The sequence below is a fragment of the uncultured Oscillibacter sp. genome (assembly GCF_910584465.1).
Lineage (GTDB): Bacteria > Bacillota > Clostridia > Oscillospirales > Oscillospiraceae > Oscillibacter.
The window spans coordinates 1-8,309 of the sequence record NZ_CAJUBK010000079.1 but is presented as its reverse complement, the minus strand read 5'-3'; the positions used below and the strand labels follow the sequence as shown (position 1 = coordinate 8,309).

The 8,309-nt window shown below is 62.5% G+C and carries 10 protein-coding genes; 8 read left to right on the top strand and 2 right to left on the bottom strand.

The genetic code is table 11. The features are described from left to right. The 8 genes from QZ332_RS12275 to QZ332_RS12240 all read left to right on the top strand — a co-directional run. On the top strand, positions 1-749 hold a 749-nt coding region (locus QZ332_RS12275), incomplete at its 5' end, for an FHIPEP family type III secretion protein (protein ID WP_295765869.1). After that, positions 746-1,585 (top strand): sigma-70 family RNA polymerase sigma factor, encoded by an 840-nt coding sequence (locus QZ332_RS12270; RefSeq protein ID WP_295765866.1) that lies wholly within the window; start codon positions 746-748, stop codon positions 1,583-1,585. The genes QZ332_RS12275 and QZ332_RS12270, both read left to right, overlap by 4 nt. Before the next feature lie 3 nt (positions 1,586-1,588). After that, the gene (locus QZ332_RS12265; protein ID WP_295765863.1) at positions 1,589-2,356 is read left to right on the top strand and encodes a flagellar hook-basal body protein; all 768 of its coding nucleotides are present in this window, start codon (positions 1,589-1,591) and stop codon (positions 2,354-2,356) included. A 15-nt stretch (positions 2,357-2,371) separates the two neighbouring features. After that, positions 2,372-3,169 carry a flagellar hook-basal body protein gene (locus QZ332_RS12260; RefSeq protein WP_295765860.1) on the top strand — a complete coding sequence of 266 codons (798 nt, stop codon included), beginning with the start codon at positions 2,372-2,374 and terminating at the stop codon, positions 3,167-3,169. A gap of 13 nt (positions 3,170-3,182) precedes the next feature. Then, positions 3,183-3,812, top strand: a complete 630-nt coding sequence (locus QZ332_RS12255) for a chemotaxis protein CheC (RefSeq protein ID WP_295765858.1) — start codon at positions 3,183-3,185, stop codon at positions 3,810-3,812. A gap of 31 nt (positions 3,813-3,843) precedes the next feature. Continuing rightward, entirely contained in the window at positions 3,844-4,290 is a 447-nt protein-coding gene (locus QZ332_RS12250; protein WP_295765855.1) for a chemotaxis protein CheD, read from the top strand. A 57-nt stretch (positions 4,291-4,347) separates the two neighbouring features. Next, positions 4,348-5,280 carry a chemotaxis protein gene (locus tag QZ332_RS12245; protein ID WP_295765852.1) on the top strand — a complete coding sequence of 311 codons (933 nt, stop codon included), beginning with the start codon at positions 4,348-4,350 and terminating at the stop codon, positions 5,278-5,280. Positions 5,281-5,295: 15 nt separating this feature from the next. Next, a complete protein-coding gene (locus tag QZ332_RS12240) occupies positions 5,296-6,603 on the top strand; it encodes an EAL and HDOD domain-containing protein (RefSeq protein WP_295765849.1) in 1,308 nt (435 codons plus the stop codon). 57 nt (positions 6,604-6,660) lie between these two features. Here QZ332_RS12240 and QZ332_RS12235 read toward each other — a convergent pair whose 3' ends face one another. Both QZ332_RS12235 and QZ332_RS12230 read right to left on the bottom strand, forming a co-directional pair. Then, a complete protein-coding gene (locus tag QZ332_RS12235; RefSeq protein ID WP_295765846.1) occupies positions 6,661-7,410 on the bottom strand; it encodes a late competence development ComFB family protein in 750 nt (249 codons plus the stop codon). Between the two features lie 36 nt (positions 7,411-7,446). After that, positions 7,447-8,238, bottom strand: coding sequence for a ParA family protein (locus QZ332_RS12230; RefSeq protein ID WP_295765843.1), 792 nt, complete (start codon positions 8,236-8,238; stop codon positions 7,447-7,449). Positions 8,239-8,309: the final 71 nt, after the last annotated feature.

Below are 8,309 nucleotides of genomic sequence, written 5' to 3'. Positions count from 1 at the left end.
GCATCCCCTCCCGGTGGATCCTGCCGGAGAACAAGGAGATGGCGGAGATCTACGGGTACAACGTCATCGATCCCCTGTCCGTCATGCTGACCCACCTGTCCGAGACGGTGAAGAAGTACGCCTACGAGATGCTGGGCCGGACGGAGACCATCCAGCTGGTGGACAATTTGAAGCGCTCCGCCCCCGAACTGGTGGAAGAGGCCATCCCCAGCATCATCTCTTACGCCACGCTGGAGAAGGTGCTCCGGAACCTCCTGAAAGAGGGCGTGCCCATCAAGGATCTGGGCACCATCGTGGAGACCCTGGCCGACGCGCTGACCCAGGGCCGGGACATCGACGCCGCCACGGAGCAGGTCCGCGGCGCGCTGGCCCGCACCATCACCCGCCGCTTCTGCGAGGACGGGCAGCTCCGGGTCGTCACCCTGGACGCGGAGGTGGAGAAGAAGATCATCGCCTCCCTCACCCGGAACGAGCAGGGCGTGTACCTGGCGATGGGCCCGGACCTGATGCAGCAGATCGTCTCTCAGCTGGCGAACCAGATGAAGAAGTTCAACGACCTCTCCCAGACCCCCATCATCCTGGTCAGCCAGGTGATCCGGGGCTACTTCGCCAAGATGATCACCCAGTTCTATCCCGGCGTCTATGTGCTCTCCTTCAATGAGATCACCAGCGCCGTGCAGATCCAGGCCATCGGCAACATCACCCTGGACGGCCCGGCCCGGTCGGAACGGAAGGCGGTGGGCACATGAACGAGACGACCGCCCTGCGCTACGACGAGCGGCAGATCGAGGAGATGGATACCCAGGACCTCCTGCGGCTCTACAAGGAAACGGGGGACGAGAGCCTGAAATGGCCCCTGGCCCTGCGGTATGAGGGGCTGATCAAGAGCGCCGCCATGCAGATCCGGGGCGTGTACAGCAGCTTCGCCCAGATCGAGGACATCATCAACGAGGGCATCCTGACCCTGCTGGGGGCCATCGACAAGTTCGACCCGGACAAGGGCGTGAAGTTCGAGACCTACGTCTCCAAGCGCATCCGGGGCATGGTCATCGACCTGGCCCGGAAGCAGGACTGGATCCCCCGGAACGTCCGGAAGCGGGCCAAGGAGATCGACCTGGCCGCGGCGGAGCTCTCCACCGCCCTGGGGCGGACCCCCACGGACGAGGAGATCGCCAAGCACCTGGGCATCTCCCAGGAGCGGTATCAGAAGGACGCCGCCAACATCGCCCTGAGCAACGTCCTCTCCCTGGACGTGCTGATGGACACCCGGGAGGCGTCGGGCGGCGGCTACCAGATGGAGGTCCCCTCCAGCGACCTGCAGAGCCAGCCGGAGGCGGTCCTCCAGGAGCGGGAGCTCCAGAGGGCCCTGGCCCAGGGCATCGCCTCCCTGCGGGAGAACGAGCAGATCGTCCTCTCCCTGTACTATGAGCGGAACCTCCACCTGAAGGAGATCGCTCAGGTGATGGAGCTCAGCGAGCCCCGCATCTCCCAGATACATACCCGCGCGATCCAAAAGCTGCGGAACTATATGGAGAGCTACTTCAGCGAGACAGAGGCGCCGAAACCGAAGAGGAAGAAGGGATAACGTATGTTCAAGGGGTTTTACAATCTGACCTCCGCCATGCTGACGCACCAGCAGAACCTCAATGTCATCGGCAACAACATGGTCAACATCTCCACGGCGGGCTATAAGCAGGAACGCTACGTCGCCACGACCTTCGACGACGTGATGTACAGCCGTGTGGACGTGGACCACAGCAGCGGGACGGAGATCGGCCGGCAGAGCTATATCCGGGCGCCCAGCGACATCTACACGGACTACAGCCAGGGCATCCCGGAGCCCACGGACCTGCCGCTGGACTTCGCCATCGTGGGGGAGGGCTTCTTCGCCGTCCAGGACGCGGACGGCGAGGTGGCGTACACCCGGATGGGCAACTTCTCCTTGGATGACGAGGGCTACCTCTGCCTCCCCGGCTTCGGCCAGGTGCTGGATCCCCAGGGCCAGCCCATCTACCTGGGCACCGACAAGATCCGGTGCGACAAGCAGGGCACCATCTATTACGACGTGCTCTCGGATGAGGGCGGCACCGCCATCGGACAGCTGGGGGTCTACCGCTTCGAGGACAACGAGGCGCTGGAGCGGAACGACCGGGGCCTCTTCACCGGGGAGGGCGCCCAGCAGAGCACGGATTTCGTGATCTGGAACCAGTACCTGGAACGCTCCAACAGCGACATGGTCAAGCAGATGACCGAGATGATCACCTATCAGCGGGCCCTCCAGAGCGCTGCGCAGGTCACCAAGATGTACGATCAGGTGATGAACCGGGCGGCCACCGAGGTCGGCCGCTTCCAGTAAAGGGGAGGGGAACGCATGAATCAATCCTTTTTCATCGGGGCCGTGGGCGCGCACCAGCAGCTCAAGCGCCTGACGGTCCACGGGAACAACATCGCCAACCTGAACACTTACGGCTATAAGGCGGAGAAGAGCCGGTTCGCCTCCTTGATGTACGACGATCTGAAGGCCGTCGGCGAGGCAGGCGGCGAAGGCGGAGGGGATTTCGAGATGCTCCCCTCCGGCGTGGGCGCATGCCTTTGGACCACGGACACGGACTTCAAGAACGGCGCGATCGAGGAGACCGGGAAGGACCAGGATTACGCCATCGCGGGGGACGGCTTCTTCGCCATCGCGGACCTGGACACCGGCGCGATCACCCTCACCCGGAACGGCGCGTTCGTCATCTCGGAGCTGATGCGCCCCTCCGGCGAGGTGGACGAGAACGGCCAGACGATCACGGACGCGGACGGCCAGCCCCTCATGGAGCGGATCTACTACCTCTCGGACAACGAGGGCCGCTTCGTCCTCAGCACCACCGGCGGCATGATCGAGGTGGAGGACGAGCACGCGGAACAGCCCGTGGGCGTTTTCGACTACATCAACTACGACGGCATGGAGCACGTGGACGGCACCCTGTTCCGGGCCATCGACAAGAACGGCGGCATCCGTATGGGCGAGGGGAAGCTGATGCGCAAGCACCTGGAGATGTCCAACGCCGACCTGGCGGAGGAGATGACCAAGGTCATCGAGTCCCAGCGGGCCTACGGCATGGCGCTGAAGATGGTCGAGGTCTCCGACGAGATCGAGACGACCATCAACGGCCTGCGCGGCTGAGAGGGGAGAGGACATGATATTGAAAAGCTATGACGAACTCAACTTCTTGGAGCTGGACGCTTTGAAGGAGGTCGGCAGCATCGGCACCGGCAACGCCGCCACCAGCCTCTCCAGTCTGATCGGGAAGCCCGTGCGCATCAAGCAGCCGGAGGTCCGCATCATGGGCTATAACGAGGCCATCGAGTGGATCGGCGGGCCGGAGCCCATCACCGCCGGCGTGCTGGTGGGCATGAGCGGCCAGCTCAGCGGCATCATGCTGTCGGTGCAGCAGCTGGACTTCGTGAACCTGGTGCTGGAGAGCATGATGGACCAGCGCATCGAGGATTACGAAGAGCTGGACGAGATCGGCCGCTCCGCCTTGACGGAGGTGGGCAACATCATGATCTCCACCTTCATCAACGCCCTCAGCAGCCTGACGGATCTGGAGATCGACCTGACGGTCCCCGCCTTCACCGTGGATATGCAGGGCGCGATCATCACCGTCCCCATGGCGGAGTACGGCGGACAGTCCAATTATATCATGACCATCGGCGGGAATTTCATCTGCAACGGGAAGGAGATCCCTTGCCGTCTGCTCCTGTCGCCGGATATTCGGTCCCTGAACTTTCTGTTGAGGAGGCTGGGCGTGAACAGTGGAGACTAAGAGCACGAAGATCACAGTGGGGATCGCGGACATGAAGATGGCCAAAGACAGCGGGATGCTGATCACCTACGCGCTGGGGTCCTGCATCGGGATCTGCCTGTACGATCAGCGGATCCGCCTGGCGTCCCTGGTCCATATCATGCTGCCGCTGAACCTGGAGCCGGGCCGGAAGAACACCATGAAATACGCCGACACCGGCATCCGGGAGACACTGAAGATGATGGAGGCCAAGGGGGCCTCCCGGTCCCGCATCACGGCGAAGATCGCCGGCGGGGCCAAGATGTTCGAGGTCAGCGGCGGATCGCTGGGCAATATCGGACAGCGCAATATCGAAAGCGTACATATGAACCTGAAGCGGGAGGGCATCCAGCTCTTGAAGGAGGACGTGGGCGGCACCGTCGCCCGGACGCTCCTCTTCGATCCCGCCACCGGCCTGGCCTGTGTCCGGTGTTACGGCCGGCCGGAGATGATCTTTTGAGCGCATCATCGTATATCATATGGTATGGGGGCAACCACTGAAAGGAGTGTGTTCGGAATGTTGTTGGAAGAGGACAAGCGGGGCATTTTGCTGGAGTCCGGCACGAATGAGATCGAGGTCATGGAGTTCACCATCAATGACAGCCTGTATGGCATCAATGTGGCGAAGGTCAAGGAGATCATCGTCTCCCAGCCCGTGAAGCACATGCCTCATGCCCACCCGGCGGTGGAGGGCATCTTCAAGCCCAGGGACAAGGTCATCACCGTGGTGGACCTGCCCAATTTCCTCCTGGGGGTCTCCGAGGAGAAAAAGGATAAGGATCTGTTCATCGTCACCAATTTCAATAAGATCAACATCGCGTTCCGGGTACACACGGTGGTGGGGATCAGCCGGATCTCCTGGACCAGCATCCAAAAGCCCGACAAGACCGTGAACGGGGGGAACGAGGGCATCGCCACGGGCATCGCCCAGTGCGGCGACGACCTGGTGACCATCCTGGACTTCGAGAAGATCGTGGCGGAGATCGCGCCCGAGACCACCATCCAGATGTCCGAGATCGACCGCCTGGGCGAGCGCAAGCGGAGCGACGCCGGCATCCTGGTGGCGGAGGACTCCGTGCTTTTGAGCAAGATGATCGAGGAGGCCCTGCATAAGTCCGGCTATGAGAACACCCAGATGTTCCCGGACGGCAGCAAGCTGTGGGAGTACCTGAACTCCCTGCGGGACGATCCCAAGATGGACGAGAAGGTCGCGCTGATCATCACGGACATCGAGATGCCCCAGATGGACGGCCACCGGCTGACCAAGCTGGTGAAGGATGACCGGGAGTTCAAGCACCTGCCGGTGATCATCTTCTCCTCCCTGATCACCGAAGAGATGCGCCGCAAGGGCAAAGAGCTGGGTGCGGACGAGCAGATGAGCAAGCCGGAGATCGGGCACCTGGTGCAGGTCATCGACCACCTGCTGGAAGAAGCCGGACGGCGGGAATGATCACGGAGGGACAGCATGAGCAGTAAATATATCGTAAGGCAGCCGATCAAGGACCCCGAGGGGAAGATCCTGGGGCAGGAGATCCTGTATTACGGGGAGAATCAGGCATTCAGCGTGGAGAACCCCCAGGCCAAGGAGTTTGCCTCCGCCGACACGATCTACAGTTTCCTCACCCAGAACAGTACGACGACACTCAAGGGCTCCTTGAACTTCATGACCTTCACGACCATGCTGCTGATGAAGAAGACGCCCCGTCTGTTCGACAAATCGGAACTGGTGATCCAGATCAACGACAGCGTCATCATCCATCCGCTGTCTATGCACTTCGTCAACCAGTTCGCCAAGGAGGGCTATAAGATCGCGGTGAACGAGTTCCAGTTCGCCCCGCGGTACCTGGCCCTGCTGGACAGCATCGATTACATCAAAGTGAACATCCAGACCACGCCGGAGCCGGCGATGCACAACATCATCGAGGTGGCCCACAGCATGCACAAGAAGTGCGTGCTCACCAACATCGAGACGGACGCGGAGTACCGCAAGGCGCTGATGCTGAAGGCCGACGGCCTGGAGGGCCCCTATGTGGCCGAGCAGATGACCACCCGGGTCCACAGCAGCGCCTATCTCCAGTCCAGCTTCTTCCGCCTGATGGTGGCCATCACCCGGGACGAGCCGAACGTGGACGAGATCGAGCAGCTGATCTCCATGGACGCCAGCCTGAGCTATAACCTGCTGAAGGTGGCCAACTCGGCCTATTTCGCCACGCGGAACCGGGCCGTCACGGTCCATCAGGCCATCATGACCCTGGGCCTGGCGCAGCTGAAGCAGTGGATCTACCTCCTCAGCGCCAGCGTCAGCAGCGAAGCGCCCTCCGACGCGGGGACCGAGGAGTTCCTGAAACGCTCCTTCATGCGGGCCTCCTTCTGCAAGGAGCTGATGAAGTACGCCAAGAACATGCCGGTCTCCCAGGCGGAAGCCTATCTGATGGGCATGTTCTCCACGCTGAACCACTTGGTGGACGCTCCCCTGGAGGAGATCTTGGATGAACTGCCGATCTCGGACATGGTGAAGGACGCGCTGGTGAAGAAGGAGGGCCGCTGCGGCAAGCTCTATGAGCTGGTGCTGAGCTATGAGGCGGCCAACTGGAACGCCATCACCACGCTGGCGGAGGAGCTTGGCATCCCCAACCAGATCTTGACCAACGTGTACTTCAACTGTATGGAGAACGTCAACGTGCTGTGGGAGCAGCTGAGCAGCACCGCCGCCGGCGTGGATCCCGCGAACACCTCGACGGCCCCGGAGGGAGCTCCCGAGGCGAAGGTGTGAAGTGAAAAATAGAAAAGGTCCGGCACCGCAGTGCCGGACTTTTTCACATGGGACCGTTCAGTCGTCCTTCCTGGAGTGGTGGGGCGTGAGCATGACCTGCTTGCAGGCTTGGATCAGCTGGGCGGTGACGTCGCTGGCGAAGCGGCTCTCATAGACGGTGAGGCGGGGCACCCGCTCCCGCTCGCTCATGACGACGTACTTGGGCGGCAGGTGGTTCAGCGCGAAGGCCCGGACATCCACCCGGCACTTGTCGCAGCAGCAGATGCCGAACATCTTCATGTACTCATCTGCCTTCTCGTCTACCAGGATCTGCATGACGTTGACGTAGGCGTGCTCTTCCGCAGGAGGCTCCGGCTGGAGGGATGCGGCCGTCTGGGCGGGCGCTTCCTGGACAGGAGCTGCCGCCGCCTGGGGGGGCTCCTCCTGGACGGGGGCCGCCGTCTGCGGGGGCGCGGCCTGCTGGACAGGGGGCTCGGCCCGGAGGACGGGAGCGGCCTCCTGGATGGGGGCGCTCGGCGCGGCGGGGGCGGCCTTGGGGGCCTCCTCCAGCTCCGCCTCCAGGGCGTCCTTGATCTGAGAGGAGACGGCGGCATCGGCGTTGATGGAAGAGATGATGGGCGCGACCGGCGCGGTGCGGGCGGGCTCCGCCTGGGGAGCGGGCGCGGCGTCGGGGACCGCCTGGGGAGCGGGCTCCGCCTGAGGAGCGGCCTGGGCCTGGGGCTCTGCCGGGGCCTCCGCGGCGGGCGCGCGGCTCTTGCTCAAAAGGTTCATCACGTGGGCGGTCTTGCTGCTGTTACTGGATGCCATGATCAAAATCTCCTTTACGACAGAAAAGTGGGGATGTCAGAACCATTTGGACTTGGGACGGGAGGCCGGGAAGGCGGGGCCCGCCACGGCGTCCACGATCCTGCGATAGTCGGCGGAAGCCTTCGCGTTGGGCTGATAGGTCAGGACGCTCTGCCCATGGGCGGGGGCCATGGCCACGCTGACGCTGCGGCGGATCTTGGTGTGGAACACCTGGCTGTCCAGCTGTTCCGCCACGGACTCGGCCAGGTCCAGGATCTCCCGGGAGAGGGTCAGGCGGCGGTCGTATTTGTTCAGCAGGATGCCCAAGACTTTCAGATCGGGGTTGAAGGATCTGCGGACGGTGTCGATGGTGTCCTGGATCTGCGAGACGCCGACGAGGCTCAGCACCTCCGCCTCCATGGGGACGATGAGCCCGGTGGAGGCCACGTAGGCGTTGATGGTCAGGATGTTCAGGGCCGGAGGGGTGTCGATGATGATGAAGTCGTAAAACGGCTTCACGATGTCCAGCTGCTGGGAGAGCATGAACTCCCGCCGGGGCGCGGTGAACTCCACCTCGGCGGTGGAGAGCATGATGTCCGAGGCGAGGATGTCGCCATACTCCGTGTGGGAGATGGCCCGTTCGATGGGGCACGCGCCGGTGAGCACGTCATATACGGTCTTGCACTCGCCGATGTCCAGGCCCAGAGTGAAGCCAAGATTGCCCTGGGGGTCCAGATCGACGCCCAGGACCCGCGCGCCCCTCTGCTTCAAGCCGCAGACAAGCGCAGAAACGGTGGTGGTCTTGCCCACGCCGCCCTTCTGATTCGTGACAGTGATGACCTGTGTCAAAGGATTTTCCTCCTTGCTGTAAAAACTAAACGGGGACCTCTTATTTTTATTATACTATATGTCGATAAAAA

Excerpts from the sequence above, each read along its gene's own strand:
- QZ332_RS12255 (WP_295765858.1), top strand. The coding sequence starts at position 3,183 with ATGATATTGAAAAGCTATGACGAACTCAACTTCTTGGAGCTGGACGCT.
- QZ332_RS12240 (WP_295765849.1), top strand. The coding sequence starts at position 5,296 with ATGAGCAGTAAATATATCGTAAGGCAGCCGATCAAGGACCCCGAGGGG.
- QZ332_RS12245 (WP_295765852.1), top strand. The coding sequence starts at position 4,348 with ATGTTGTTGGAAGAGGACAAGCGGGGCATTTTGCTGGAGTCCGGCACG.
- QZ332_RS12250 (WP_295765855.1), top strand. The coding sequence starts at position 3,844 with ATGAAGATGGCCAAAGACAGCGGGATGCTGATCACCTACGCGCTGGGG.
- QZ332_RS12265 (WP_295765863.1), top strand. The coding sequence starts at position 1,589 with ATGTTCAAGGGGTTTTACAATCTGACCTCCGCCATGCTGACGCACCAG.
- QZ332_RS12270 (WP_295765866.1), top strand. The coding sequence starts at position 746 with ATGAACGAGACGACCGCCCTGCGCTACGACGAGCGGCAGATCGAGGAG.
- QZ332_RS12260 (WP_295765860.1), top strand. The coding sequence starts at position 2,372 with ATGAATCAATCCTTTTTCATCGGGGCCGTGGGCGCGCACCAGCAGCTC.
- QZ332_RS12235 (WP_295765846.1), bottom strand. The coding sequence starts at position 7,410 with ATGGCATCCAGTAACAGCAGCAAGACCGCCCACGTGATGAACCTTTTG.